Source organism: Cupriavidus sp. FW305-26 (assembly GCF_058787975.1).
On record NZ_JBYTAH010000010.1, the window covers coordinates 1 to 25,242 of the forward strand.

The window sequence follows — 25,242 nt, forward strand, 5'->3', positions numbered from 1 at the left end:
CCCCCAACAGTCGTGCGCAGACGGCCGCGCCGATACTTCCAAGCAGCACGTGCGCGCCTTGCATCACGACAGCGGCATGGATGGTGTATGTTCCGTCAAACAAGGGAAACAGCCAGAATGGAAGATAAAACTCTCCGCTTTGCAGGTTCAGGAACAAGGGATACCCCATACCCTGAAAAGGAATCCAGGCGATCCCTTTGCCCAACTTGACTGCCTCGATCCAGTAGTACGGAATGGCGTGATAAGTCAACAGGAAGTCGTCGGGGAACGCGATGCCATCAAAGTAATGTCGCCAAAAAATCAGGAGATTTTGCCCTGCCAACAACAATAACATAAGGCAACCTCGCACAGGCATCCATAGCTTTGCTTGTGTATCGATACTTCCTTGTCGCAATATTTTCATGAACCTTGGTGCGATTGCGCGATTGAAGAGCCGCAACTGCTTTTATTTGATGAACAGAGTAAGTACGGGAAAGCGCCAAGATTATAGTTTATGTGCTTGCAGGCTCGGGTCATCCTGGCTCGTGACTGACCTGAAGGCCAAAGAGACCCACCGGATTGAGCGTCAAGATCTTGGTGATCGCTTCATCAGCCTGTGGGGAGGGACCTAATCTCGGTAGATGCATTCCCCGCAAAGCACGATGTTCTCCGGGGGCGCTGGCAAGTCCGCGACACTTCGTGAAAGGCGTCTGCCCAGACGGCCTCGGCCAAGCCGCGCCAGCCATAGCTGCTTGCTGCTCGCTGGACGGCTTCCGACTTCCAGATGCGCTCGAACGCCTCAGGATCGAAGTCGGCGCCCGTGATCAGGCTTGTTTGCCTTGGCGTGCTCGCCAGCAAAATTTCCAACTCGTGCCGTACTTCCTCCAGTTGGTCGCCGGCGGGCTCGCACAGCCCGTTCTCCCATCCGTGAAACCCCTTCGATTCGGTGCCCGCGTGTAGTCGATCCATCGCCGCCAAGAGGCCTGTGGCGACCTGCCGGACGCGACCGCTACGGCCGACTATGATGCGATGCGTGGCAGGAATGGGGGATGAGGGGCGTGCTGAAAGCGCTAGGGGCGTGTGAAGCGAAGCACCGGAAGACGGTGGAGGCGTGGCCCGCGCTAGGACGGGGGAGTTGCCCGGCTCACGGTACAATGGCCGCCTCTTATCAGAACCTAGCCGGAAGGGGGCACTTACCATGGGCGCTGTCACAACACGCACGCTCCAAAGGATGGACTGATTCATGGGCGCAATCGCACTGTTCGGCGCACTTGCGTGCTTTTGGTTGGTGGGCGCTAAGCGCGCCGCATTCGTGCTCGCGGGCGTCATGGTGTTGGGTCCCGTTTCGTTCCTCATGAACCGCCAAGGAGGGCAATTAGATGGGAATCATGCGTGGTTCTCCGATCTCATACCGAGTACGCTTGTGGCACGGTTTCATTGCCCAGATGATGGCGAGCCGGTGAAAACCCGCATTTTCACTGAGGAACATGTTGATGCCGAAGTGCACCGCCTTATCAGCACCGGCGTTTGCCAGGCTAAAGCGATCGAACGCATACACACGGGATGGGGGGCGACGTTCGCGCCGGAATATCTCTCCCGCTATGGGCGTCGCGCGCCCTAGCTACGCCACTCAGGGCGAAGAATGCCGGGACCGCTGTGGTTCCCAGCAGTGCTTCCTCCCCAACTCGATCTAGGCATTCCCCGGAGTTTCAGTCCGAGAGGATGGCGCCAGCCTCGCCGTCGAGGGCCTGGATTGACAGGTGCTTCATGCTACGATCCTCCAAACTCCGGAGCGCTCGCCATGGAACTGAAATACAAAGGCCGAGAGATCTCGATCCAGGTCATAAAGGACTCGGGCGGCCAGTGGGACTGGTCATATGGCATCCGCGGTCACGGACACCGGCACAACACCGGGGCGCTTGCTCCTACGGAATCGGTCGCGATTGATAACGCTTATGCGTCCGCGAAACGGGAGATTGACCAGGCCACTTCAGGCGACGCCAACGACTGACACTTCCTGAACGCCACAAGTGGAGAAAGACATGGATCTCCAAGGGTTCACGTATTACCGCGACCACTGGTATGAAGCATCGGCAACGTCCCTTGGCGTTGGCGGCCCCTGGCAAGGTGAGGTGACCATCTGCGCGAAAGCGGCGGATGGCGCGCCACTCAAGGTCTTCGATCACCATCTTGTTCCGGGCCAGTTCTTCAGCGAAGGCGAGGCATGGCAGCATGCCTCGGACTGGGCCAGGAAGCAGATCGATGCGCGCTTTGGCTAGCACGCGCGCCAGTCGCTGCGCAAGTGCTCATGCCGCACTGCGTTCGGCGATCAGCACGTTCGCGGGAATCTTCAGGTCACGGTGCAGCCGCCGGATCATGGCCAGACTCAGCGCGCGCTTGCCATTGAGCACTTCATATACGCGGTTGAGGTTACCCAGGTACGGTTGCATGTCGCGTGGCGTGAGGCCAGCTTGTTCCATGCGAAAGCGGATCGCGGCGATCGGATCCGGCAGATCCATCGGAAAGTGCCCGGCTTCATACCGTTCCACCAGCATGGAGAGGATTTCCAGCTTGTCGCCCTCAGGCGTGTCGGGCGCAGGGTCTGCGTCGACCAGGGCGGAGACCGCGGCCAGCGCTTGAACTTCACGCAGACGACCCCCAATCGGTATGCGACAGCGACGATAAGCCGGTACTTGTTCCCGCCGAGATTGAAGACCGCGCGGTTGCTGCCGACGAAGCTGGCACTGGCGTAGCGTGCCTTGATGTCCCTGGGCGCGGTCCAGGCCGCGCAGCGGGCTTCTTCATGCCAGGCAAGCAGCGGTTGCCTGGCTTCGGGGTGGAACTTGCTGAATTGCAGCAAAGACCCCTTCGCTATGATTCGCATGTGGGCAATGCCAGTCCCAAAATGGGACTGCGGCAAGAGTGGATGAGGGGTCATCTCTGCCGAGCATACCTATGATCAATGCGCGCTAGTCTTCGAAAACAGCTGAATGACGGCGACGCCGGCAATAATCAGACCAATCCCAGCGCAAGCCGCCAGATCCGGCACCTGGCGGTACAGCACCACCGCGATCAGCGACACCAGCACGATCCCGGCCCCACTCCAGATCGCATAGGCAATCCCCACCGGCACTGTCCGCATCACCAGCATCAGCAAATAGAACGCCGCCACATAGCCGGTCACGACCAGCACACTGGGGACCAGGCGCGTAAAACCCTGCGACGCCTTCAGGCTGCTGGTGGCGATGACTTCGGCGACGATGGCGAGGGCGAGGAGCAAGTATCCGTTCATGGGAGCGCATAAATGGGTGGGCCGAAACGGGCCGAAGCCGGCATCTTAGCGCTCCCGCATGTTGCGCCAAAGCCGCGCCCCTCCGTTGCGGTGGTTGTGCAAAGCGGTGATGGAGGATTGAATGTGGCTATAACGAAGAGAACAAGCGGGCGCATGGCCGGCCCGCGGCACAAGTCCTACAGGGCAGTCGCGGTAGTTGGCCCGACCAAGCCGGCACGAACCCCACGATGCCGGCGGCGGGCATGGGTAAGGGGAGCGGTATGCATCACAATGGCATCGACGGCACGGCCGCCGGGACGTCTTCGCAGCCCGGGGACGGGGCGCCCGCGCCGGACGCGAATCCGTGGCAGGACACCATCGCCGCGGCGGACCAAGCACTGGAAGAGGCTTCGCGCATCCAACGCGGCGTGCAGCACAACCTGAAGCTGTTGCAGGAGGTGCGGTCGCTGCGCGAAGAGTTGCGCAAGGCCCATGCGGAGGTCGATCGCTACCGGGGCATGCATGCCCGGGTGGTGGTCAGCATGCGTCAGCTGGACGAAGACCATGTGGGGGAAATGAGCCGGCTCCAGGCGGCGAACGAGATGCTGCAGGTGCGTCATCGCGTCTACAAGCTGATGGCCGAGCACTACGCGCGCGCGGCGTTGAACCTGGATCCGGAAACCTTCGCGGCCCATCGCGACCGCATGCTGCAGCATGTCTTGTTCCAGCGCCGCAGGGGCGTGTCGTCCGACGATATCGGCTACGCGGACGTGGCTTTCCTGATGCTCTAGCGGCGATGCTCAGGCGGCGCGCCGGCGCAGCACGTGGAACGCCAGCATGCCGCCCACCACGCCCCAGAACGCGGAGCCGACACCCGCCAGGGTCATGCCGGACGCCGTGATCATGAAGGTCAGCAGCGCGGCTTCGCGCTCGGCCGGGATTTGCATGGCCACGGTCAGGCCGTTGGCGATCGAGCCCATCAGTGCGAACGCGGTCACGCCCACCACCAGCGCTTGCGGAAAGGCCGCAAACAGCGCCGCGATGCTGGCCGCCAGCGTGCCCGCGACCAGGTAGCCCACGCCGCAGACCACGGCCGCGGTATAGCGGCGGTTGCGGTCGGGGTCGGCCTGCGGGCCGGTGCAGATGGCGGCGGTGATCGCCGCCAGGTTGACGCCGTGCGAGCCGAACGGCGCCAGCACGGCCGAGGTCAGGCCGGTGATCGAGATCAGGCGCGAGGCCGGCACGTGGTAGCCGTCGGCTTGCAGCACGGCCAGCCCGGGGATGTTCTGCGAGGCCAGCGCCACGATGAACAGCGGAACCGCCATGCTGACCAAGGCTGACAGCGAGAATGCCGGCGTGGTCCACACCGGCACCGCCAACGCCAGCCGCACGCCCGAGAAATCGAGCTGGCCGAGCACGCCGGCGACCACCGCCCCGGTCAGCAGCACCCCTGGCACCGCATAGGCCGGCCACAGGCGCCGCCCGAGCAGGTAGGCGGCGAACATCGCCAGCAGCAGCACGGTCTGGTGCTGCGCCTGCACGAACACATCCACGCTGATGCGGAACAGGATGCCGGCGAGCAGGGCTGACGCGATGCTGGCGGGCAGGGCGCGCATCAGCTTGTCGAACCACCCGGTCATGCCGGCCGCGGCCATCATCAGCCCGGCCAGCAGGAAGGCGCCGATGGCTTCCGCGTAGGGCACGCCGGGCAGGCTGGCGATCAGCAGCGCCGCGCCGGGCGTGGACCAGGCCACCACGATCGGCACGCGCAGCGCCAGCGACAGGCTGATGGTGGTGATCCCCATTCCCATCGACAGCGCCCAGATCCAGGACGAAATCTGGGCATCGGTCAGGTGGGCGGCGTGGCCGGCCTGGATCATCAGCACCAGCGAACTGGTATAGCCGGTGAGCGTGGCGACCAGCCCGGCGACCAGCGCGGACACGGACAGGTCGGACAATTTCAGCGAAGCGGTGGTCATGAAGGTGGCAGCAGGCCATTGGCACGGCCGACATCTTCGCATGAGTGCCTTGGTCGTACCAATTTGCCGCGGCGGCGTCCAGAAATCGCGGTTGACGGGGCTTTCCCTTACGGACTTTTCCGACTGGAGCGGGCAGGGGGGCGTTGTTATGCTGGCTTCGTGCCTTGCGAGCAGGGCACCGAGGAGAGACTCTTGGGCCCGCAGTGCGCGGGCCCTTCTTTTTTGGGGCCAGCCTTGGCCCGGCCCCGGTCGTCTACAATGCGGGCTGCCGTGCCACGCCAGCCCTGGCTGCCAGGCCGTCCCTCCTTTCCCTCGTCGTCTCGTCTTTTTCCCATGGCCCTGTTTTCCATTACCGACGCCCAGCTTGCCTTCGGGCACGTGGCCCTGCTCGATCACACCGACTTTTCGCTGGAGGCCGGCGAGCGCGTGGGTTTGATCGGGCGCAACGGTTCGGGCAAGTCCTCGCTGCTGAAGATCGTGGCGGGGCTGTCGGCGCCCGACGACGGGCTGATCGCGCGCCAGAGCGGCGTGACCAGCGCCTACGTGCCGCAGGAGCCGCAGTTCGAGGCGGGCATCACCGTGTTCGACGCGGTCTCGCAGGGCATGGGCGATGCGCACGACTTGCTGGTGCGCTACGAGGCCGCCGCCGACCGCGTCGCCGAGAACCACGACGACGAAGCCGCGCTGGCCGAATTGCACCGGCTGCAGTCCGAGCTCGACGCCGCCGGCGCCTGGCAGCTGCGCACCCGCGTGGAAACCACGCTGGCGCGCCTGGGGCTGGATTCGCACACGCGCGTCGAGGCACTGTCCGGTGGCCTGCAGAAACGCGTGGCGCTGGCGCAGGCGCTGGTGGCCGAGCCCGACATCCTTCTGCTGGACGAGCCCACCAACCACCTCGATGTGGAAGCGATCCGCTGGCTGGAAGACCTGCTGCTGGGCTTCCGCGGCAGCGTGCTGCTGATCACCCACGACCGCGCCTTCCTCGACCGCGTCGCCACCCGCATCATCGAACTGGACCGCGGCCGGCTGGTGTCCTTCCCCGGCAACTTCGCCGCCTACCAGGCGCGCAAGGAAGAGATGCTTGCCGCCGAGCAGGTCGAGCAGGCCAAGTTCGACAAGCTGCTGGCGCAGGAAGAGGTGTGGATCCGCAAGGGGGTGGAGGCGCGCCGCACTCGCAGCGTGTCGCGCATCCAGCGCCTGGTGGCGATGCGCAACGAGCGCGCCGCGCGGCGCGAGGTGCAGGGCAATGTCAGGCTGGAGGTGTCGCAGGCCGACCGCTCCGGCAAGATCGTGGCCGAGCTGACCGACGTCAGCAAGGCCTACGGCGACAAGGTGGTGGTGCGCGACTTCACCGCCACCATCATGCGCGGCGACAAGGTCGGCCTGATCGGCCCCAACGGCGCCGGCAAGACCACGCTGCTGCGGCTGATCCTGGGCGAACTGGCGCCGGACAGCGGCACCGTGCGCAACGGCAGCAACCTGCAGGTGGCGTACTTCGACCAGATGCGCACCGCGCTGGACCTGGAGCGCTCGCTGGCCGACACCATCAGCCCGGGCAGCGACTGGGTCGAGGTCAACGGCCAGCGCAAGCATGTGATGAGCTACCTGGGCGACTTCCTGTTCGCGCCGGAGCGCGCGCGTTCGCCGGTCAAGTCGCTGTCTGGTGGCGAGCGCAACCGGCTGCTGCTGGCGCGCCTGTTTGCGCGCCCGGCCAATGTGCTGGTGCTGGACGAGCCGACCAACGATCTCGACATCGACACGCTGGAACTGTTGGAAGAACTGCTGCAGGACTATGGCGGCACCGTGTTCCTGGTCTCGCACGACCGCGCCTTCCTGGACAACGTGGTGACCTCGACCCTGGCCGCCGAGGGCGATGGCGTGTGGCGCGAGTCGGTGGGCGGGTATTCCGACTGGGTCGAGCAGTCGGCCCGCAGCGCGGCGCTGCAAGCGGCGCGCAAGCCGGAGCAGAAGGCGGCAGAGCCGGTGAAGGGCAAGGATTCGCGCGAAGCGCGCGGCGCCAATCGTACGGTCAAGCTGTCGTACAAGGAGCAGCGCGAACTGGACGGCCTGCCGGAGCGCATTGCCGCGCTGGAAACCGAGCAGAAGGTGATCTCGGCACAGCTCGCGGACGGCTCGCTCTATGTCAGCGATGCGCCCAAGGCCGCGCAGCTGGGCACGCGGCACGACGAGATCGAGATGGAACTGCTGGAAGCGCTGGAGCGCTGGGAAGTGCTGGAGGCGAAGTCGAAGGGCGAGGGGGCCTGAGGTCAGGCAAGCCGACCCTCACCCGCACCAGGCCAACACCATGTTGGTCAGGTCGACCATGAACCCCGGCCGCAGGTAACCCACGAACCCAAGCGCCAGCACCCCGGCCAGTACCGCCAGCCCGGCTGCCTTCATCACGCGCGCCTGGGTCGTGCTCATCATGCCGCCGCCGGCTGCGCGCGCACCAGCGCCTGCTCGCGGATCGGCAGGTTCACCAGCGCGGCCACCACGCCCAGCGCGATCGCGATCAGCCACACGGTGTTGTAGCCGCCGGTGCGGTCGTAGAGGAAGCCGCCCAGCCAGGCACCCAGGAAACTGCCGATCTGGTGCGAGAAGAACACCACGCCCGATAGCATCGACAGGTATTTCACGCCGAACACCTGGGCGATGATGCCGTTGGTCAGCGGCACCGTGGACAGCCACAGGAAGCCCATGACCGCCGCGAACACCCAGGTGCTGGCCACCGTCAGCGGCAGCAGCAGGTAGCTGGCGATCACCACCGAGCGCGTCACGTAGATGGCGGACAGCAGGTAGCGCTTGGGCAGGCGCTGCCCCAGCGCACCCGCGGTATAGGTGCCGAATACATTGAACAGCCCGATCAGCGCCAGCGCCACGACGGCGACTTTGGGGTCGGTCAGGCCCTGGTCCTTCAGGTAGGGCGCCAGGTGCACGCCGATAAACACCACCTGGAAGCCGCACACGAAGTAGCCCAGCGTCAGCAGCTGGAAGTTGCGGTTGCCGAAGGCTTCGTGCACGGCCTGGCCGATGGTCTGGTGGTGGCCGCCGGTGTGGGCCGCTTCGCGCGGCTCGCGCAGCGTCAGCACCAGCGGCAGCATCACGCAGGCCATCAATGCCATTACATAGAGGGCGCTCTGCCAGCCCAGCCCGGAGATCAGGCCCTGTTCCACCGGGATCATCAGGAACTGGCCGAAGGAGCCGGCCGCGGCGGCGATGCCCATGGCCCAGACCCGCTTCTCGGGGCTGGCCACACGGCCGATCACGCCGTAGACGATGCTGTAGGTGGTGCCGGACTGGGCGATGCCGATCATCACGCCGGCACCGGTGGCAAAGGCGGTGCCGCTGGTGGCCAGCGCCATCACCACCAGCCCGGCCACGTACAGCGCCACGCCGACCAGCATGATGCGCAGCGCGCCAAACTTGTCGGCGAGCGCCCCGGCAAAGGGCTGGCTGGCGCCCCACATCAGGTTCTGCAGCGCCAGCGCGAAGGCGAAGGTCTCTCGGTTCCAGCCATGGGCCTGGGTGATCGGCAGGTTGAACAGGCCGAAGCCGTGCCGGATGCCCATTGAAAGGGTCACGAGCAGCCCACCGCACACAAGTACGGTGGTCAGGGAGAGTTGTCGGTTCTGCATGTCTTGGCTCGATGTGCGGCAGTCCCGCCGGGTAAGCGGTGCCGACAGGGATTGTGTGTGCTTGTTGTTGTCCATGCCGGGACGGCAATCGGGCTTGCCGGGGCCGGGTGCTGGCGAGTTTACTCCGGCTCGGGAAAACGCGTACGGCGCTGCCCGCGCTGCCGGCGCCCTGGCAAAAAGTGGCGGCGGCCCGGCAAAACCGGCGCCAGCGCGGGTCGGCAGGCCAAGCGCCTTTTTGGCGGGATTGCCGTCGCCCGCTTCCATTACAATGCAGTGCCCGGTGCCCCGGCGCGTGCACAGTTGTGCGCCTCATGGCAGCCGGGACCATCACTTTCGTAGCGACTCCATGGCGAGCAAAACCAGTCAGTACAGCGAATCTTCCATCCGGGTCCTGAAGGGCCTGGAGCCGGTCAAGCAGCGTCCCGGCATGTACACCCGGACCGACAACCCCCTGCATATCGTGCAGGAGGTGATCGACAACGCCTCGGACGAGGCCCTCGGCGGCCACGGCTCCGAGATCCTGGTGACCCTGCATCGCGACGGCAGCCTCAGCGTGGAAGACGACGGCCGCGGCATCCCGGTGGGCATCCACCCGGAAGAAGGCGTGCCGGTGGTCGAGATCGTCTTCACCCGGCTGCACGCCGGCGGCAAGTTCGACAAGGGCAAGGGCGGTGCCTATGCCTTCTCGGGCGGCCTGCACGGCGTGGGCGTGTCGGTGACCAATGCCTTGTCGACGCAGCTGGACGTGACCGTGTGGCGCGACAGCATGTGCTCGACGCTGACCTTCTCCGGCGGCGACGTGACCGTGCCGCTGGCCTCGCGCAAGATCGAGCGGGGCGAGAAGAAGAGCGGCACCCGCGTGCAGGTGTGGCCGGATGCCAGGTATTTCGACTCGGCCGCGATCCCGCTGGCCGAGCTGCAGCGCCTGCTGCGCAGCAAGGCGGTGCTGCTGCCCGGCGTCAAGGTCACGCTGGTGACCGAGAAGACCGGCGAGCGCCAGACCTGGCAGTACGACCAGGGCCTGAAGGGCTACCTGGTCGAGGCGCTGGCGCAGGGCAGCGGCGCGGAATTGGTGATCCCGATGTTCGAGGGCGAGCATTTTGCCGACCCCGACGCCAATCCCGGCGATGAAGGCTTTGCCGACGGCGAAGGCGCCTCCTGGGTGGTGGCCTGGACCGAAGACGGCGCGCCGGTGCGCGAGTCCTACGTCAACCTGATCCCGACGCCGGCCGGCGGCACGCATGAATCCGGCCTGCGCGAAGGGCTGTTCCAGGCGGTCAAGAGCTTTATCGAGATGCACGCGCTGCAGCCCAAGGGCGTCAAGCTGATGAGCGAAGACGTGTTTGCGCGCGCCTCGTTCGTGCTCTCGGCCAAGGTGCTGGACCCGCAGTTCCAGGGCCAGATCAAGGAACGCCTGAACAGCCGCGACGCGGTGCGGCTGGTCTCCACCTTCAGCCGTCCGGCGCTGGAGCTGTGGCTGAACCACCATGTCGAGTACGGCAAGAAGCTGGCCGAGCTGGTGATCCGCCAGGCCCAGGCGCGCACGCGCGCGGCGCAGAAGGTCGAAAAGAAAAAAGGCTCCGGCGTGGCGGTGCTGCCCGGCAAGCTGACCGATTGCGAGTCCACCGACGTGACCCGCAACGAACTGTTCCTGGTCGAGGGCGACTCGGCCGGCGGCTCGGCCAAGATGGGCCGCGACAAGGAGTTCCAGGCCATCCTGCCGCTGCGCGGCAAGGTGCTCAATACCTGGGAGACCGAGCGCGACCGTCTCTTTGCCAACAACGAGGTGCACGACATCGCGGTGGCGATCGGCGTGGACCCGCACGGCGCCAACGACGAGCCCGACCTGTCCAACCTGCGCTACGGCAAGATCTGCATCCTGTCCGACGCGGACGTGGACGGCGCGCATATCCAGGTGCTGCTGCTGACGTTGTTCTTCCGGCACTTCCCCAAGCTGATCGAGACCGGCAACGTCTTTGTGGCGCGTCCGCCGCTGTTCCGCGTCGATGCGCCCGCGCGCGGCAAGAAACCGGCGCAGAAGCTGTACGCGCTGGACGAAGGCGAGCTGCTGGCCATCCAGGACAAGCTGCTCAAGGACGGCGTCAAGGAAAACTCGTGGCAGATTTCCCGCTTCAAGGGCCTGGGCGAAATGAGCGCCGAGCAGCTCTGGGAAACCACCATGAACCCCGACACGCGGCGCTTGCTGCCCGTGTCGCTGGGCGAATACGACCTGCCGCAGACCGTCGAGATGATGAATATGCTGATGGGCAAGGGCGAGGCCGCACAGCGCCGCAGCTGGCTGGAAGAGAAGGGCAACGAGGTCGAGGCCGATATCTGAGCGAAACCTGAGCGGAAAGCGGCGGCCGGTGATTGGGTAGATAATCCCCCAGTCTGCCTGGCCGTCATTCCCGACGGCCGCCAACGGACAGTAATCTGGAACGCACGATGACGACGAGAACTCCCGGCAAACCATGGCGCAAGGCGGCGGCAGCCGTCGTGGCGCTGGCCGGGCTCGCCTTCGTGCCGGCGGCGCATGCCGAGCTGTGGGGCTTTATCGATGCCGATGGCGTGGCGCACTTTGCCGACCAGAAGCTCGACGCGCGCTACAAGCTGTTCATGAAGGATGGCGGCAAGCTGGATACCGCGCGCCTGGCGGCGCGGCAGTCGCAGGCGGCCGCTGGCGCTGACATCGACCTGGAGCAGCACAAGCTGTACCGCTACGTCGTCAACCATCCCAATATCAAGACCGTCGAGCCGCTGATCCACCAGATCGCCGGCAAGCAGGATGTCGATCCCGCGCTGGTCAAGGCGGTGATGGCGGTCGAGTCGGGCTTCAACCCGGGCGCGGTGTCGCCCAAGGGCGCGATCGGCCTGATGCAGGTGATCCCCGACACCGGCGCGCGCTTTGGCGTGAACGCCGATGCGCGCCGAAGCATCGAGCAGAAGCTGGCCGATCCACGCACCAATATCACCGCGGGCGTGCGCTACCTGAGCTGGCTGATGCAGCTGTTCCCGAACAACCTGGAGCTGGTGCTGGCTGCCTATAACGCCGGCGAGGGCGCGGTGCAGCGCTACAACAACCGCATTCCGCCTTACCCGGAGACCCGGCAGTATGTCAGCACCGTGCTGCAGTTTTACCGGCTGTACCAGCCGCAGCAGGGCGCGGTGCTCAGGCGCGCCAGCGCCAGCGCGGACGGCCCGCGCGTGAAGATGGTCATCGGCGGGCGCCGCGCCATGCCCTGACCGGCATACCCGAACAACAAGCAACCCGGCGCGCCGGCAGTTCAACGTGGCGCGCCGAATTCTTGCCTACCCATGGAACAACAAGACATCACGTTTCAACCTGAAGAGCCGGCCGATTCGCTGACGCTGGCGCGCTACGCCGAGCGCGCCTACCTGGACTACGCCGTCAGCGTGGTCAAGGGCCGCGCGCTGCCCGAGGTGGCCGACGGCCAGAAGCCGGTGCAGCGCCGCATCCTGTTCGCGATGCACGAGATGGGCCTGCGCGCCGACGCCAAGCCGGTCAAGTCCGCGCGCGTGGTCGGCGACGTGCTGGGCAAGTTCCACCCGCATGGCGACCAGTCCGCCTACGACGCGCTGGTGCGCCTGGCGCAGGACTTCTCGCTGCGCTACCCGCTGATCGACGGCCAGGGCAACTTCGGCTCGCGCGATGGCGACGGCGCGGCGGCGATGCGCTACACCGAAGCGCGCCTGACGCCGATCTCGCGGCTGCTGCTCGATGAGATCGATGAAGGCACGGTCGATTTCGCCCCCAACTACGACGGCTCGATGCAGGAGCCCAGGCTGCTGCCGGCGCGGCTGCCGTTCGTGCTGCTCAACGGCGCCTCGGGCATCGCGGTGGGCATGGCGACCGAGATCCCGCCGCACAACCTGCGCGAAGTCGCCGCGGCCACCGTGGCGATGATCCGCAATCCCAATATCACGCTGGCCGAGCTGCTGGCGCTGATGCCGGGGCCGGACTACCCGGGCGGCGGCCAGATCATCTCGCCGGCGTCCGATATCGCCCAGATCTACGAGGGCGGCCGCGGCAGCCTGAAGGTGCGCGCGCGCTGGACCATCGAGGAGATGGCGCGCGGCCAGTGGCAGCTGGTGGTGACCGAGCTGCCGCCGAACACCTCGGCGCAGAAGGTGCTGGAAGAGATCGAGGAAATCACCAACCCCAAGATCAAGACCGGCAAGAAGACGCTGACGCAGGACCAGCAGCAGCTCAAGGCCACCGTGCTGGCAGTGCTGGATGCGGTGCGCGACGAATCGGGCAAGGATGCGCCGGTGCGGCTGGTGTTCGAGCCCAAGAGCAAGAACGTCGGCCAGCAGGAGTTCATCCATACGCTGCTGGCGCATACCAGCCTGGAGTCGGGCGCGCCGATCAACCTGGTGATGATCGGCACCGACGGGCGCCCGCGCCAGAAGGGCCTGCGCGAGATCCTGTCGGAGTGGATCGCGTTCCGCTTCGACACCGTCACGCGCCGCACGCGCCACCGCCTGGGCAAGGTCGAGGACCGCATCCATATCCTCGAAGGCCGGATGCTGGTGCTGCTCAATATCGACGAGGTGATCCGCATCATCCGCGAGAGCGACGAGCCCAAGCCGGCGCTGATCGAGGCCTTCGGCCTGAGCGACCGCCAGGCCGAGGACATCCTCGAAATCCGGCTGCGCCAGCTGGCGCGCCTGGAAGCGATCCGGATCGAAAAGGAACTCAAGGAACTGCGCGAGGAGCAGGCCGACCTGGACGTGCTGCTCAAGTCCGAGACCATGATGCGCCGCCGCATCATCAAGGAGATCGAGACCGACGCCAAGCAGTACAGCCCGGAAGACAAGGATCCGCGCCGCACGCTGATCCAGGAAGAGCGCCGCGCCGCGGCCGAAGTGCGCGTGATCGACGAGCCGGTGACGGTGGTGATGTCGCAGAAGGGCTGGGTGCGCACGCGCCAGGGCCATGGCCACGACGCGCAGCAGTTCACCTTCAAGGCCGGCGACGCGCTCTACGGCACCTTCGAATGCCGTACCGTCGACGTGCTGCTGGTCTTCGGCACCAACGGCCGGGTCTATTCCGTGCCGGTCGCCAGCCTGCCTGGCGGGCGCGGCGACGGGGTGCCCATCACCACGCTGATCGAGTTGCAGTCCGGCAGCCAGGTCGCGCACACCTTTGCCGGCAGCGCGGAGCAGCGCATGCTGATCGCCACCGCGGGCGGCAATGGCTTCCAGACCAAGGTCGGCGATATGATCAGCCGGCAGAAGGGCGGCAAGTCGTTCCTGACGCTGGATGACGGCGACACGCCGCTGGCGCCGGCGCCGATCGGCGACGAGGCCACGCATGTGGCCTGCCTGTCCGGCAACGGCCGCCTGCTGCTGGTGGCGCTCGATGAAGTGAAGGTGCTGTCCGCCGGCGGGCGTGGCGTGATCCTGATCGAGCTGGAACCCAAGGAGAAGCTGCTGCAGGCGGTGGGCGTCGGCGCGCCGGGGCTGATGCTCTCGGGCGCGGGGCGCGGCGGCAAGCCGACCTCGCAGAAGCTGGCAGGCGTGGCCTTGCAGGCCTACGTCGGCAAGCGCGCGCGCAAGGGCAAGGCGATCGAGGCCAAGCTCAAGGAGCCGCGCATCGATCCGGTGCGCGTGGAGCCGCCGGCTGGCGGCAATTGATTAGCTGAATCGTCAGCCCAGGCGAATGTTTGCTCCCCTCTCCCGCAAGCGGGAGAGGGGAGCAAACCAGCGACTCAATCCACTCCCACAAATCCCCCGGTCTGATGCGCCCACAGCCGCGCATACAGTCCGCCGTGCGCCAGCAATTGCGCGTGCGTGCCGCTTTCCACGATATGGCCGTTGTCCAGCACCACCAGCCGGTCCATGCGCGCAATCGTCGACAGCCGGTGGGCGATGGCGATCACGGTCTTGCCCTGCATCAGCGTTTCCAGGCTTTCCTGGATTGCCGCTTCCACTTCCGAATCCAGGGCCGAGGTGGCTTCGTCCAGGATCAGGATCGGCGCATTCTTGAGCAGCACGCGCGCGATGGCAATGCGCTGGCGCTGTCCGCCTGACAGCTTCACGCCGCGCTCGCCGACCTGTGCCTCCAGCCCGGTATTGCCGTGGGCGTCGACCAGGTGCGGGGTGAATTCGTCGGCGCGGGCGCGGTGCAGGGCTTGCTGCAGTTCAGCCTCGGTACTGGAGGGTTTGCCGTAGAGCAGGTTCTCGCGGATCGACCGGTGCAGCAGCGAGGTGTCCTGCGTGACCATGCCGATCTGTGCGCGCAGGCTTTCTTGCGTGACCGCGGCGATGTCCTGGCCGTCGATCAGGATGCGGCCGCGCTCGACGTCGTAGAGTCGCAGCAGCAGGTTGACCAGCGTCGACTTGCCGGCGCCGGAGGGGCCGACCAGCCCGATCTTCTCGCCCGGGCGCACCGTCAGGTCCACGCCTTCGATGACGCCTGAGCCCTTGCCATAGTGGAATCCCACCCGCTCGAAGCGGACCTCGCCATGGGTGACGCGCAACGGCTTCGCGTCGGCGCGGTCGGTCACCACGCGCGGCACGGCTATCGTCTTCATGCCGTCCTGCACCTGGCCGACGTTTTCGAAGATGCCGTTGACCACCCACATGATCCAGCCGGACATATTGTTGATGCGGATCACCAGCCCGGTGGTGAGCGCAATCGCGCCGGTGGTGACGTGCCCCTCGCTCCACAGCCACAGGGCCAGCCCCGTGGTGCCGGCAATCAGCGCGCCGTTCATGGCGGTGATGGTGATGTCCATGCCGCTGATCATGCGCCCGGCCAGCCGCGACTTCTCGGTCTGCTCGGACATGGCGTCGCGCGCATAGTCTTCCTCGTGACGGGTGTGGGCGAACAGCTTGAGTGTGGTGATATTGGTGTAGCCGTCGACGATACGCCCCATCAGCCGGGAACGCGATTCCGTGGCGACTACCGAACGCTGCTTCACGCGCGGCACGAAGTGGAGCAGGGCGGCCACGTAGCACGCGATCCACAGCAGCAGCGGGATCATTAACCGCCAGTCGGCCTGCGCGAACAGCACCAGCGAGCTGATCGCGTAGATCACCACGTGCCAGATTGCGTCCACCGCCTGCACCGCGGAATCGCGCAGCGAGAAGCCGGTCTGCATGATGCGCTGCGCGATGCGCCCGGCAAAATCATTCTGGAAGAACGACAGGCTCTGCTTGAGCACGTAGCGGTGGTTCTGCCAGCGGATCAGGTTGGCCAGGCCGGGGTTGATGACCTGGTGCACAAGGACGTCGTGCAGGCCGAAGAAGATCGGGCGCAGCAGCAGCGCCACCACGGCCATCCACAGCAGCTCGTTGCGATGCCGGCTGAAGAACTCCGCGCCTGGCGTGGTCTGTGCCATGTCGACCAGCCGGCCGAGGAAGCTGAACAGCGCCACCTCGATCAGTGCGCCGACCAGACCCACCAGCAACAGCAGCGCGAACACACCCCACACTTCGCGCAGGTACCAGGCATAAAAGCGCCAGACCTGGCCGGGCGGCTCGTGGTCGGGCATGCCCCGGAAGGGGTCGATCAGTCTTTCCAGGCGACGCAACATGGCAGGTTTCCCGTTGTGCCCGGCGCGCCCTGGCGTCTTCGTGGGAGGTGGGGGCGCGCGTGCGGCGGATCAGACACAACATGATACGCGCCTTGCACAATGGAAAAGCCCCGCCAGGGGCGGGGCCTTGTCAGAACCGCAGTGCGGAAACTTCTGAATGGTCAGGGGTGGTGGATCACCATATGCGTGAACGGCGGCACATAGGCCTGCAGCGTCACGAACAGGCCCACCAGGATCGCCAGCACGATCGAGTGGAAGAACACATAGCGCAGGATGTCGCCTTCGTGGCCGTACCACTTGGTCGCGGTCGAGGCCACCACGATGGACTGCGCATCGATCATCTTGCCCATCACGCCGCCTGAGCTGTTGGCCGAGGCCATCAGCACCGGCGACAGGCCCAGCTGCTCCGCCGTGGTCTTCTGCAGGCCGCCGAACAGCACGTTCGAGGCCGTGTCCGAACCGGTCAGCGCCACGCCCAGCCAGCCCAGCATGGTGCCGAACAGCGGATAGAACACGCCGGTGTGGGCGAAGGCCAGGCCCAGCGTGGCATCCAGGCCCGAGTAGCGGGTCAGGTAGCCGACGCCGAACATCGCGCAGATGGTCAGCAGCGAGTAGCGCACCAGCTTGATGGTTTCCCAGTATTCCTTGAACAGGCGCGGCACCGAGTAGCCCATCAGCAGGCCGCCGGCGATGGCCGAGACAAAGATGCCGGTGCCGGCCATCGACAGCACGTTGAAGTTGAAGACCGCGCCTTCGATGACGTCCTTGGGCACGACCGGCGGCACCTTGACGATGGCCTTGTCCAGCCCCGGGATCGGGAATTTCCACGCCCACAGGCTATCCATCAGCTTCTTGAACTCGGGCACGCCCCAGACAAAGACGAACACCGTCAGGATCACCCACGGCATCCAGGCCTTGGCCACCGAGATGCCGGCCGAGGCGGCGCTGGCGCGGGCATCGGCTTCGAGCGCTTCGGGATGGTCGACCTTGGAGTCGTCGTGGCGGCCCAGGATCCTGGTCGAGGTCCAGATCTCCTTCGGATGCCAGACCTTCAGGAACAGCGTCAGCGAGCCCATCGACACCAGCGCGGCGATCACGTCCACCAGCCACGGTCCGTGGTAGTTCGACACCAGGAACTGCGGGATCGCAAAGCTCACGCCCGCCACCAGGATCGCCGGCCAGATCGCCAGCATGCCGCGGAAGCCGGCAAAGGCCCAGATCAGCCAGAACGGCACGATCACGGAGAAGAACGGCAGCTGGCGGCCGATCATGGCCGACAGGTCGAGCAGGTCCAGCCCGGTCACCGACGCCAGGCCGATGATCGGGGCGCCCAGCGCGCCGTAGGCCACCGGCGCCGTGTTGGCGATCAGCGCCAGGCCCGAGGCGGCCAGCGGCGAGAAGCCCAGGCCGATCAGGATGGCGCCGGTCACGGCCACCGGTGTGCCGAAGCCGGCCGCGCCCTCGAAGAAGGCGCCGAAGCTGAACGCCACCAGCAGCAGCTGCAGGCGGCGGTCCTCGGTGATGCCGGAGATCGAGTTCTGCAAGACCTTGAATGACCCGTTAAGGGTTGTCAGCCGGTGCAGGAAGATGATGTTCAGCACGATCCAGCCGATCGGGAACAGCCCGGACACGATGCCCAGCCCCGCCGCCTTGCCGGCCATTGCCGCCGGCATGCCGAACACCGTGGAGGCGACCACGATGCCGATCAGCAACGCCAGCCCCGCCGCCAGGTGGGCCTGCATATGAAAGAACGCCAGCGCTGCCAGCAGCACGGCGACGGGAATGCCCGCGGCAATGGTCGACAGCGCCATATTGCCTAGCGGGTCATAGACTTGACTCCACACGATCGATGTCCTCCTCAGGTTGGCTCAGGCGCCGGGACGATCTGCGTGCCCTCGGCGCCGTGCATGCGCTTTGCCCCGGCGAGCGGCATCCGCCGCGCGCGGGAAAGAACCAGCGATTGTAGGAACGGGTTCCGTGTTCGCTGTCGTATATTGCGTCATGCCTGGCATGAGCCACATTCAGGGATCAGGGTTTCCCTGGGGGGCATTGCGGCGCACGTGGTGCCTTCCAGGCACTCCGGCGAGAGTACTCTAAACGGCGCCTGTTGCAAAAGTCTGCGTGCCTGCCACCGGCTTGCATGACCGGCCCGGCAGCCATGCCGGGACTGGCACAAGCGCCGGCGCTCGGCGCATACTGGCGGGCGTCATGCCGCAGGCGCGCTGCCGCCCGCATCCAACCATTGAATGAGGCTGCCCATGACCGAATTCCTTCCCCCCTGGCCTTTGCTGACCGCATTCGTGCTGGCCAGCCTGGCGCTGGCCATCACGCCCGGCCCGGCCGTGGTCTATATCGTCACGCGCACCCTGGCGCAGGGCCGGCAGGCCGGGCTGGCCTCGATCGGCGCGGTGGCGCTGGGCAACCTGGGCAACGCGATCGGCGCCTCGCTGGGGCTGGCGGTGCTGTTCTCGGTATCGGCGCTGGCGTTTTCGGTGGTCAAGTACGCAGGGGCGGCCTACCTGATCTGGCTGGGCATCCGCGCCTTGCGTGGCGGCGCCGCGGCGGCTGACGGCGGCACGGTTGAAGCAGCGCCACGCAGCCTGCGCCAGGTGGTGCGCGACGGCTTCGTGGTGGCGCTGCTCAATCCCAAGACCGCGATCTTCTTTGCCGCTTTCCTGCCGCAGTTCATGAACCCGGCAGGCTCGGCGCTGACGCAGAGCCTGGCACTGGGCGTGGCCTTCGTGCTGATCGCCGCGACCACGGACGCCTGCTACGTGATGGCCGCCGCCGCGGTGATGCCGGCACTGCGCCGCGCCGGCAGGGCGCGCGCGCTCGGCCGCTACCTGACCGGCGCGGCGTTTATCGGGCTGGGGGTATTTACCGCGGCGTCGGGCTCGCGCGCGGCGAAGTAAGGCAGGACGGCAGGAAAGAAAAAACTGCCGCGGCTCAGCGCAGCGGCAGTTCCAGGATGCCGTCCGCGGCGGGGCGGGCGCGCATTGCGCTCAACCAGCGCTCCAGGTTGGGGCGCGACTGGTGCTTGAGCGGCAGCCCCATCCAGCGGTGCGCGGCGCAGGCCAGCGAGATGTCGGCCATGGTGAAGCGGTCGCCGCCGATGAACTCGCGCCCGGCCAGCGCCTTGTCCAGCAGTTCGGCCAGCGGCTCGGTGCGCTCGCACGATGCCTTGATGGCAGCCTCGTCGCGCTCCGCCTTCGGCTTGCGCACCAGGTTCAGGAACGCCGTCACCATGGCCGGGCTGAAGGCGGTGGTCTGCCAGTCCATCCAGCGGTCGGCCGAGGCGCGTGCCTTGACGTCCTCGGGCCACAGCGTGCCTTCGCCGTAGCGCGCGCACAGGTACCGCACGATCGCATTGGATTCCCACAGCACGAAGGGCTCGCCGCCGACATCGGTGCCGCGGAAATCCTCGATCACGGGGATCTGGCGGTTCGGGTTCAGGCGCACATAGGCCTCGGTGTCGAGGTCGCCCTTGGTCACACCGATATCCACGCGCTCATGGTCCAGGTGCAGCTCGCGCGCGCACCAGACCACTTTCTGCACGTTGATGGAGGAGAGTCGGCCCCAGATACGCAACATTTCGGCTCCAGTGATGATGCGCGCCCGGGCTTCAGGCCGCGCGCGGTTGCCTGGCGGCGGCCGCGGCGATGGCTTCGCGGAACAGCTCGCCAAGGATGGCCACGCCCTGCTCGATGCGCTCTGCCGACACCGTGACGAAGGCCAGGCGCAGCGCGTTGCGCTTCGGGTTGCTGGCGTAGAACGGCGCGCCCGGCACATAGGCCACGTTGCGCTTCACGGCTTCTTCCAGGATCACCATGCTGTCCAGGCCCTCGGGCAGCTCCATCCAGATGAACATGCCGCCTTCGGGCTCGTTCCAGGTCACGCCCTCGGGCATATGGCGCTTGAGCGCATCCAGCATGTACTGGCACTGCTTGCCGTAGAGCTCGCGGATGGTCGGGATATGCGTGTCGAGCAGGCCGTCGCGGATGGTCTCGTAGGCCACGCGCTGGGTGAAGGTCGGCGTGTGCAGGTCAGACGCCTGCTTGGCCTGGCACAGCTTGAAGTGCAGCTCGGGCGGGGCGATCACGTAGCCCAGGCGCATGCCGGGGGCCAGGATCTTCGAGAACGAGCCCATGTAGATCACGCCGTCCGGATTCATCGACAGCAGGCTGGGCAGCTGGTCGCCGGTGTAGCTGAGCGCGCCGTAGGGATCGTCCTCGACCAGCAGCACGCCCTGTTCCTTGGCGCGGGCCACCAGCGCCTCGCGGCGTTCCAGCGGCAGGCGGCGCCCGGTCGGGTTCTGGAAGTTGGGCAGGGCGTACAGGAAGCGCGCGCCGGCGGTCAGCTCGGGCGTCAGCGCCTCGGGCAGCAGGCCCTTGTCATCGCTGGGGATCGAGACGAACTCAGGTTCGAACAGCGAGAACGCCTGCAGCGCGCCGAGGTAGCTGGGGGTTTCCACCAGCACCTTGCTGCCCGGGTCGATCATCACCTTGGCGATCAGGTCCAGTGCCTGCTGCGAGCCGGTGGTGATCAGCACGCGCTCGACCGGCGCGCCATGGCGCCTGGCGACGAACTCGCGCAGCGGCAGGTAGCCTTCGGTCGCGGCGTATTGCAGCGCCGCCTGCGGGTTGTCGGCGAATACGCGGGCCGTCGCTGCCTCCATGGCCGCTACCGGGAACGAGGCCGGCGACGGCAGGCCGCCGGCGAACGAAATGACTTCCGGACGCTCGGTGACCTTCAGGATTTCGCGGATGGCCGAGCTGGTCAGTTGCTGTGCCCGGCGGGAGATGGCCCATTTCATGATGTGTCTCTTGTGGTCTGGGGGAGTTCTGGGCTGAGCGGCAAGCCTGCCGCTCAGTCAACGATAAATAGTCGTGCGCCCTTCGGCGAGGACGAACGGTGCGCTTCCGCCTGGTCGGCTACCTGGTAGCTGGTGCCCGCGCCGAGCACGAACTGCCGGCCGTCTTCCAGCTCGGTATGGAGCTCGCCGTCCAGCACGAACAGGATATGGCCCTTGCTGCACCAGTGGTCGGCCAGGTAGCCCGGCGAATATTCGACCATGCGCACGCGGATGTCGCCGAACTGGCGCGTGCGCCAGGTGGCCTCGCCCTGCTCGCCGGGGTGGCGGGTCGGCGCGATGGCCGACCAGTCGGTGGTGCCGAAGGGCAGGTTGTCGATGCGCATGCGGGCCTCAGGCCGCCTTCACTTCGGCGATCATCTCGATCTCGACACAGGCGCCCAGCGGGACCTGCGCCACGCCGAAGGCGCTGCGCGCATGCTTGCCCTTGTCGCCGAACACTTCGGCCAGCAGCTCCGACGCGCCGTTGGTGACCAGGTGCTGCTCGGTGAATTCGGGAGTCGAGTTGACCAGGCTCATCACCTTGACGATGCGGGTGACGCGGTTCAGGTCGCCCACATGCGCGTGCAGCGTGGCCAGCAGGTCGATGGCGATCGCGCGCGCTGCGGCCTTGCCGGACTCGGTATCGATGTCCTTGCCCAGCTTGCCGGTCCATACCTTGCCGTCCTTGCGGGCGATATGGCCCGACAGGAACACGGTGTTGCCGGTTTGCGCGGCCATTACATAGGCGGCGGCGGGGGCGTTGACGGCCGGCAGTTCGATGCCGAGGCGGGCAAGGGTGTCGTAGACGGACATGTAGGCTCCAGTCAGTGAATGCGTCCAGGGAGGATCGGTGGCGTTTCCGGGGCGGGGGCGGGTGCGCTTTGCTGCACGGCGGCGCGGCGGCCGAGGGCCACGACGGCGATCACCGCCACCGCGAAGGCGATGGTGGGGGCGTCAAGCGGCTCGGCCAGGATCAGCGCACCGCCCGCCAGCGTCAGGAACGGCTGCAGCAATTGTATCTGGCCGACGCGCGCCACGCCGCCTTTTGCGAGGCCGGCGTACCAGAAAAGGAAGCCGACAAACATCGAGAACACCGACACATAGGCCATGCCGCCCCAGGCGCGCGGCGACGCCGCGGCTATTGCCGGCAGGTCGCGCAGGGTCAGCCAGGCCACCACCGGCACCAGCACCGGCAGCGACACCACCAGCGCCCAGCTGATGGTTTCCAGCCCGCCCTGCTCGCGCGACAGCTTGCCGCCCTCGGCATAGCCCAGCGCGCCCAGCACCACGGCGGCGAACAGGTACCAGTCCGCATGCTGCAGGCCGCCGGCACCCTGCCAGACGGCAAAGCCCACCACCAGCGCGCTGCCGGCCACGGCCGACAGCCAGAACGCCGGCGACGGCCGCTCACGCCCGAGCCAGGCGGCGAATACCGCGGTCGCCAGCGGCAGCAGGCCGATCACGATGGCGCCGTGGCTGGCCGGCACCTCGCGCATCGCCAGCGAAGAAAACAGCGGGAAACCCGCCACCACGCCCAGCGCGGTCACGGCCAGCCGCGGCCACTGGCCGCCGCGCGGGCGGCGGCTGGCGGACAGCGCGCCGCGCCAGGCAAGCAGCGCCAGCGCCAGCAGCGCCGCCAGCACGGCGCGCGCCAGTGCCACAAAGACCGGGTCCAGCTCGGCCACCGCCATGCGCGTGAACGGCAGCGTCTGGCTGAAGATCGCCACGCCGACAAAGCCGAGCAGCATGCCGCCGGAGGCCGGTGGGGCAGACGTCAGTGGCGGAGAAGCGGGGCGGCTGGCGGGCATGGTCGGGGTCTTGGTTGTCATCGGCTCGGAATCGGCTCGGAATCGGATCGCCGCGGGTCACTGCATGCCCGGGCTGGCGCTGACCGCAATCCACAGCGCGGTCAGCGCCAGCGCCGCGCCCATGGCGCGGTTGAACCAGCTCACGCGCTGGCCTTGCTGCAGCCATTGCCGCAACGACGCACCCAGCACGCCGTACACGCCGTTGCTGACAAAGCCCAGCACTGCGAACAAGCCGCACACCAGCAGCACGCGCTGCAGCGGCGAGGGCGCGCCCGTCATGTAAGAGGCCGCGACTGCCAGCGCCAGCATCCACGCCTTGATGTTGGCGTACTGCAGCACCGCCGACTGCCACACGCTGAGCGGGCGCAGCACCTGCTTCTGCGCCAGCACCGTGCTGCGCGCGATCTTCCACGCCAGCCACAGCAGGTAGGCCACGCCGGCCAGGTGCACGCTGGCGGCCAGCGCGGGCTGGCCCAGGATCAGCGCGCCCACGCCCAGTGCGCACAGCGCCAGGATGCTGGCAAAGCCGAAGGCCACGCCCACGCAGTGCGGCAGCGTGGCGCGCAGCCCGAAGTTGGCGCCGGTGACCGCGGCGATGGTGGTGTTGGGCCCGGGCGTGAACAGGCCCACCGTCAGCAGGGTCAGCAGGGCCAGGAACTGCGCGGCCGTCAGGCCGGTGAGCAAGCCGGACGCCATCACGCGAACGCGACCACCACGCGCCGGTTGGTGCGGCTCTTCTTCTCGATCCTGGTCACCACCACTGCGCCGATCTCGCTGGTGTTGGCCACGTGCGTGCCGCCGCAGGGCTGGCGGTCCACGCCGGGGATTTCGATGATGCGGATGCTGGCCGTGCCCGCCGGCGGCGCGGCGCCGATGGTGCGCACCAGCTCGGGCTGGGCGGCCAGTTCCTGCGGCGTGATCAGCGTGGTGCGCACGGCGGTGTCGGCGTGGATCAGCGCGTTCAGGCGTTCGGTCAGGTCGGCCTTGTCCAGGGTCGATTCCGGCAGGTCGAAGTCGACGCGCGCCGACTCCGGCGAGATGCCGCAGCCGGTCACCGGCACCGGGATCAGCGAGCCCAGCAGGTGCAGGCAGGTATGCAGCCGCATCAGCTTGTGGCGGCGCGCCCAGTCGATGGTCACGGTGACGCGCTCGCCCACGCGCGGCAGCGGCGCATCCGGTGCGGGCACATGCAGGATGCGGCTGCGGTCTTCGGCGTAGATGGTGTCGGCGATGGCCACCGTGCGCCCGTCGGCCAGCGCCAGCGTGGCGGTGTCGCCGGCCTGGCCGCCGCTGCGCGCGTAGCACACGGTTTCGTCGAGTTCGATCCCTTCGGCGCCGGCCGCCACCACGGTGGCGGTGCAGTGGTCGAGGTAGGGGTCTTCGTCGAAGCGCTTGCGGGTGGCGGACATCGGGGGTCTCCTGGTGGGCTTGTTCCGGGTGTGGCTAGCGCAGGGTGCGGATGCCCTGCGCGGTTTCGATTTCGGCGCTCAGTTCAGGCGGGCCTTCGGCCTGCTCGATGGCGATGAGGTGGTCGGCGCCCAGCCAGGCCAGCCCCTGGCGCAGCAGTTCGGCGCGCGGGTGGCGCCCGGACAGCCTGCGCAGCGCCAGGCCCTGCCGCGGCAGGCTGGCGCCGGGGTAGCTGGCCACGTCCCACTGGATCAGGCTGGGCAGCAGGCCGTCGCCGGCGCTGTCGGCTTCGCCCGGCCAGGCCGGCAGGCTGCCATCCTCGGGCACGGTGATGCGCCAGTGCAGGCCGCCGCGGGTCATCGGGATGACCGGGGCGATGCGCTCCGGGTACTGCGCCTGCCACCGGCCCAGGTCGGCGGGGCGTTCCACGCGCGCGGCCCAGTGCAGCAGGAAGGGGCCGTCGCGCAGGCGCTGCTGCACGGCCTCGGTGTCCAGGCCGAACCAGCGCGCCCGGGCCGGCGCTGTTGCCGTCGGATCGACCGCGATCACTTCCAGGTAGACGCCGCCGAACATGCCCAGCACACGGTTGTGCGTGCCCATGGCCGTGTGCGCACCGCCGCCCTGGGGCGCAATGCCCAGCAGGCCGGCAACATGGTCCGTGCCGGCGTCCAGGTCGGGCGCGGCGATGACAAGGTGATCGAGGGCGAGCTTCATCTTGGCTTGATGGTAGACAAGGTAGTCGGTACAGT

The 25,242-nt window shown here is 67.1% G+C and carries 25 protein-coding genes and 1 pseudogene; 9 read left to right on the forward strand and 17 right to left on the reverse strand.

Annotation, left to right across the window (positions count from 1 at the left end):
- Positions 1-334: hypothetical protein (locus AC3WQZ_RS08370; RefSeq protein ID WP_492300330.1), on the reverse strand; the 334-nt coding region annotated here is incomplete at its 3' end.
- A gap of 888 nt (positions 335-1,222) precedes the next feature.
- Between AC3WQZ_RS08370 and AC3WQZ_RS08375 the strand changes: the two genes are divergently transcribed.
- The 3 genes from AC3WQZ_RS08375 to AC3WQZ_RS08385 all read left to right on the forward strand — a co-directional run bounded on the left by AC3WQZ_RS08375 (position 1,223) and on the right by AC3WQZ_RS08385 (position 2,258).
- Positions 1,223-1,600: a hypothetical protein gene (locus tag AC3WQZ_RS08375; RefSeq protein WP_010813579.1), complete on the forward strand. Its 378-nt coding sequence runs from the start codon at positions 1,223-1,225 to the stop codon at positions 1,598-1,600.
- A gap of 180 nt (positions 1,601-1,780) precedes the next feature.
- Positions 1,781-1,990, forward strand: coding sequence for a hypothetical protein (locus AC3WQZ_RS08380; RefSeq protein WP_058696641.1), 210 nt, complete (start codon positions 1,781-1,783; stop codon positions 1,988-1,990).
- Between the two features lie 31 nt (positions 1,991-2,021).
- Positions 2,022-2,258, forward strand: a complete 237-nt coding sequence (locus AC3WQZ_RS08385) for a hypothetical protein (RefSeq protein ID WP_010813577.1) — start codon at positions 2,022-2,024, stop codon at positions 2,256-2,258.
- A gap of 27 nt (positions 2,259-2,285) precedes the next feature.
- On the opposite strand, the gene AC3WQZ_RS08390 is transcribed toward AC3WQZ_RS08385, so the two are convergent.
- The 3 genes and pseudogenes from AC3WQZ_RS08390 to AC3WQZ_RS08400 form a co-directional block, all read right to left on the reverse strand.
- On the reverse strand, positions 2,286-2,648 hold the full coding sequence (locus AC3WQZ_RS08390; RefSeq protein ID WP_492300361.1) for a helix-turn-helix domain-containing protein: 363 nt from the start codon (positions 2,646-2,648) through the stop codon (positions 2,286-2,288).
- A gap of 29 nt (positions 2,649-2,677) precedes the next feature.
- A pseudogene (locus AC3WQZ_RS08395) lies at positions 2,678-2,917 on the reverse strand (type II toxin-antitoxin system HigB family toxin); the annotation flags it as partial.
- 21 nt (positions 2,918-2,938) lie between these two features.
- The gene (locus tag AC3WQZ_RS08400; RefSeq protein ID WP_010813574.1) at positions 2,939-3,271 is read right to left on the reverse strand and encodes a DMT family transporter; all 333 of its coding nucleotides are present in this window, start codon (positions 3,269-3,271) and stop codon (positions 2,939-2,941) included.
- Between the two features lie 260 nt (positions 3,272-3,531).
- Here AC3WQZ_RS08400 and AC3WQZ_RS08405 point away from each other — a divergent pair, with 260 nt between their 5' ends.
- Positions 3,532-4,041 carry a hypothetical protein gene (locus AC3WQZ_RS08405; RefSeq protein WP_492300363.1) on the forward strand — a complete coding sequence of 170 codons (510 nt, stop codon included), beginning with the start codon at positions 3,532-3,534 and terminating at the stop codon, positions 4,039-4,041.
- Between the two features lie 9 nt (positions 4,042-4,050).
- On the opposite strand, the gene AC3WQZ_RS08410 is transcribed toward AC3WQZ_RS08405, so the two are convergent.
- Entirely contained in the window at positions 4,051-5,229 is a 1,179-nt protein-coding gene (locus tag AC3WQZ_RS08410) for a benzoate/H(+) symporter BenE family transporter (protein ID WP_010813572.1), read from the reverse strand.
- 333 nt (positions 5,230-5,562) lie between these two features.
- Here AC3WQZ_RS08410 and AC3WQZ_RS08415 point away from each other — a divergent pair, with 333 nt between their 5' ends.
- Positions 5,563-7,494, forward strand: coding sequence for an ATP-binding cassette domain-containing protein (locus AC3WQZ_RS08415; protein ID WP_011615765.1), 1,932 nt, complete (start codon positions 5,563-5,565; stop codon positions 7,492-7,494).
- Positions 7,495-7,512: 18 nt separating this feature from the next.
- Here AC3WQZ_RS08415 and AC3WQZ_RS08420 read toward each other — a convergent pair whose 3' ends face one another.
- Both AC3WQZ_RS08420 and AC3WQZ_RS08425 read right to left on the reverse strand, forming a co-directional pair.
- Positions 7,513-7,656, reverse strand: coding sequence for a hypothetical protein (locus AC3WQZ_RS08420; protein WP_155737093.1), 144 nt, complete (start codon positions 7,654-7,656; stop codon positions 7,513-7,515).
- Positions 7,653-8,864 (reverse strand): MFS transporter, encoded by a 1,212-nt coding sequence (locus AC3WQZ_RS08425; RefSeq protein WP_492300332.1) that lies wholly within the window; start codon positions 8,862-8,864, stop codon positions 7,653-7,655. Before AC3WQZ_RS08425 ends, AC3WQZ_RS08420 begins: the two co-directional genes overlap by 4 nt.
- Positions 8,865-9,210: 346 nt before the next feature.
- On the opposite strand from AC3WQZ_RS08425, the gene AC3WQZ_RS08430 reads away from it, so the two are divergent.
- The 3 genes from AC3WQZ_RS08430 to parC all read left to right on the forward strand — a co-directional run bounded on the left by AC3WQZ_RS08430 (position 9,211) and on the right by parC (position 14,522).
- Positions 9,211-11,202: a DNA topoisomerase IV subunit B gene (locus tag AC3WQZ_RS08430; RefSeq protein ID WP_010813568.1), complete on the forward strand. Its 1,992-nt coding sequence runs from the start codon at positions 9,211-9,213 to the stop codon at positions 11,200-11,202.
- A 107-nt stretch (positions 11,203-11,309) separates the two neighbouring features.
- Complete coding sequence (locus AC3WQZ_RS08435; RefSeq protein ID WP_010813567.1) at positions 11,310-12,107, forward strand: lytic transglycosylase domain-containing protein; 798 nt, start codon at positions 11,310-11,312, stop codon at positions 12,105-12,107.
- A 72-nt stretch (positions 12,108-12,179) separates the two neighbouring features.
- Positions 12,180-14,522 (forward strand): DNA topoisomerase IV subunit A, encoded by a 2,343-nt coding sequence (gene parC, locus AC3WQZ_RS08440; protein ID WP_492300333.1) that lies wholly within the window; start codon positions 12,180-12,182, stop codon positions 14,520-14,522.
- A 74-nt stretch (positions 14,523-14,596) separates the two neighbouring features.
- On the opposite strand, the gene AC3WQZ_RS08445 is transcribed toward parC, so the two are convergent.
- Together AC3WQZ_RS08445 and AC3WQZ_RS08450 are read right to left on the reverse strand one after the other, a co-directional pair.
- On the reverse strand, positions 14,597-16,426 hold the full coding sequence (locus AC3WQZ_RS08445) for an ABC transporter ATP-binding protein (RefSeq protein WP_010813565.1): 1,830 nt from the start codon (positions 16,424-16,426) through the stop codon (positions 14,597-14,599).
- A 161-nt stretch (positions 16,427-16,587) separates the two neighbouring features.
- The gene (locus AC3WQZ_RS08450; RefSeq protein ID WP_010813564.1) at positions 16,588-18,270 is read right to left on the reverse strand and encodes an L-lactate permease; all 1,683 of its coding nucleotides are present in this window, start codon (positions 18,268-18,270) and stop codon (positions 16,588-16,590) included.
- 414 nt (positions 18,271-18,684) lie between these two features.
- Here AC3WQZ_RS08450 and AC3WQZ_RS08455 point away from each other — a divergent pair, with 414 nt between their 5' ends.
- Positions 18,685-19,338 (forward strand): LysE family translocator, encoded by a 654-nt coding sequence (locus tag AC3WQZ_RS08455; protein ID WP_011615762.1) that lies wholly within the window; start codon positions 18,685-18,687, stop codon positions 19,336-19,338.
- Positions 19,339-19,372: 34 nt separating this feature from the next.
- Here AC3WQZ_RS08455 and AC3WQZ_RS08460 read toward each other — a convergent pair whose 3' ends face one another.
- The 8 genes from AC3WQZ_RS08460 to AC3WQZ_RS08495 are packed head-to-tail and all read right to left on the reverse strand — an operon-like array spanning position 19,373 to position 25,207.
- Entirely contained in the window at positions 19,373-20,017 is a 645-nt protein-coding gene (locus AC3WQZ_RS08460) for a glutathione S-transferase family protein (protein ID WP_010813562.1), read from the reverse strand.
- Positions 20,018-20,048: 31 nt separating this feature from the next.
- Entirely contained in the window at positions 20,049-21,239 is a 1,191-nt protein-coding gene (locus tag AC3WQZ_RS08465) for an aminotransferase-like domain-containing protein (protein ID WP_439668085.1), read from the reverse strand.
- 53 nt (positions 21,240-21,292) lie between these two features.
- Complete coding sequence (locus tag AC3WQZ_RS08470; protein WP_010813560.1) at positions 21,293-21,622, reverse strand: DHCW motif cupin fold protein; 330 nt, start codon at positions 21,620-21,622, stop codon at positions 21,293-21,295.
- A 7-nt stretch (positions 21,623-21,629) separates the two neighbouring features.
- Positions 21,630-22,091 (reverse strand): RidA family protein, encoded by a 462-nt coding sequence (locus tag AC3WQZ_RS08475; RefSeq protein ID WP_010813559.1) that lies wholly within the window; start codon positions 22,089-22,091, stop codon positions 21,630-21,632.
- An 11-nt stretch (positions 22,092-22,102) separates the two neighbouring features.
- Positions 22,103-23,086 (reverse strand): DMT family transporter, encoded by a 984-nt coding sequence (locus AC3WQZ_RS08480; protein WP_011615760.1) that lies wholly within the window; start codon positions 23,084-23,086, stop codon positions 22,103-22,105.
- Between the two features lie 57 nt (positions 23,087-23,143).
- The gene (locus AC3WQZ_RS08485) at positions 23,144-23,782 is read right to left on the reverse strand and encodes a LysE family translocator (RefSeq protein WP_010813557.1); all 639 of its coding nucleotides are present in this window, start codon (positions 23,780-23,782) and stop codon (positions 23,144-23,146) included.
- Complete coding sequence (locus AC3WQZ_RS08490; RefSeq protein ID WP_010813556.1) at positions 23,782-24,495, reverse strand: alanyl-tRNA editing protein; 714 nt, start codon at positions 24,493-24,495, stop codon at positions 23,782-23,784. Before AC3WQZ_RS08490 ends, AC3WQZ_RS08485 begins: the two co-directional genes overlap by 1 nt.
- Positions 24,496-24,529: 34 nt before the next feature.
- Positions 24,530-25,207 carry a VOC family protein gene (locus AC3WQZ_RS08495; RefSeq protein ID WP_492300335.1) on the reverse strand — a complete coding sequence of 226 codons (678 nt, stop codon included), beginning with the start codon at positions 25,205-25,207 and terminating at the stop codon, positions 24,530-24,532.
- Between the last annotated feature and the right edge of the window lie 35 nt (positions 25,208-25,242).

Coding starts and splice junctions, on each gene's coding strand:
- AC3WQZ_RS08375 (WP_010813579.1), top strand. CDS start 1,223: ATGGGCGCAATCGCACTGTTCGGCGCACTTGCGTGCTTTTGGTTGGTG.
- AC3WQZ_RS08380 (WP_058696641.1), top strand. CDS start 1,781: ATGGAACTGAAATACAAAGGCCGAGAGATCTCGATCCAGGTCATAAAG.
- AC3WQZ_RS08385 (WP_010813577.1), top strand. CDS start 2,022: ATGGATCTCCAAGGGTTCACGTATTACCGCGACCACTGGTATGAAGCA.
- AC3WQZ_RS08400 (WP_010813574.1), bottom strand. CDS start 3,271: ATGAACGGATACTTGCTCCTCGCCCTCGCCATCGTCGCCGAAGTCATC.
- AC3WQZ_RS08405 (WP_492300363.1), top strand. CDS start 3,532: ATGCATCACAATGGCATCGACGGCACGGCCGCCGGGACGTCTTCGCAG.
- AC3WQZ_RS08410 (WP_010813572.1), bottom strand. CDS start 5,229: ATGACCACCGCTTCGCTGAAATTGTCCGACCTGTCCGTGTCCGCGCTG.
- AC3WQZ_RS08415 (WP_011615765.1), top strand. CDS start 5,563: ATGGCCCTGTTTTCCATTACCGACGCCCAGCTTGCCTTCGGGCACGTG.
- AC3WQZ_RS08420 (WP_155737093.1), bottom strand. CDS start 7,656: ATGATGAGCACGACCCAGGCGCGCGTGATGAAGGCAGCCGGGCTGGCG.
- AC3WQZ_RS08425 (WP_492300332.1), bottom strand. CDS start 8,864: ATGCAGAACCGACAACTCTCCCTGACCACCGTACTTGTGTGCGGTGGG.
- AC3WQZ_RS08430 (WP_010813568.1), top strand. CDS start 9,211: ATGGCGAGCAAAACCAGTCAGTACAGCGAATCTTCCATCCGGGTCCTG.
- AC3WQZ_RS08435 (WP_010813567.1), top strand. CDS start 11,310: ATGACGACGAGAACTCCCGGCAAACCATGGCGCAAGGCGGCGGCAGCC.
- parC (WP_492300333.1), top strand. CDS start 12,180: ATGGAACAACAAGACATCACGTTTCAACCTGAAGAGCCGGCCGATTCG.
- AC3WQZ_RS08445 (WP_010813565.1), bottom strand. CDS start 16,426: ATGTTGCGTCGCCTGGAAAGACTGATCGACCCCTTCCGGGGCATGCCC.
- AC3WQZ_RS08455 (WP_011615762.1), top strand. CDS start 18,685: ATGACCGAATTCCTTCCCCCCTGGCCTTTGCTGACCGCATTCGTGCTG.
- AC3WQZ_RS08460 (WP_010813562.1), bottom strand. CDS start 20,017: ATGTTGCGTATCTGGGGCCGACTCTCCTCCATCAACGTGCAGAAAGTG.
- AC3WQZ_RS08465 (WP_439668085.1), bottom strand. CDS start 21,239: ATGAAATGGGCCATCTCCCGCCGGGCACAGCAACTGACCAGCTCGGCC.
- AC3WQZ_RS08470 (WP_010813560.1), bottom strand. CDS start 21,622: ATGCGCATCGACAACCTGCCCTTCGGCACCACCGACTGGTCGGCCATC.
- AC3WQZ_RS08475 (WP_010813559.1), bottom strand. CDS start 22,091: ATGTCCGTCTACGACACCCTTGCCCGCCTCGGCATCGAACTGCCGGCC.
- AC3WQZ_RS08480 (WP_011615760.1), bottom strand. CDS start 23,086: ATGCCCGCCAGCCGCCCCGCTTCTCCGCCACTGACGTCTGCCCCACCG.
- AC3WQZ_RS08485 (WP_010813557.1), bottom strand. CDS start 23,782: ATGGCGTCCGGCTTGCTCACCGGCCTGACGGCCGCGCAGTTCCTGGCC.
- AC3WQZ_RS08490 (WP_010813556.1), bottom strand. CDS start 24,495: ATGTCCGCCACCCGCAAGCGCTTCGACGAAGACCCCTACCTCGACCAC.
- AC3WQZ_RS08495 (WP_492300335.1), bottom strand. CDS start 25,207: ATGAAGCTCGCCCTCGATCACCTTGTCATCGCCGCGCCCGACCTGGAC.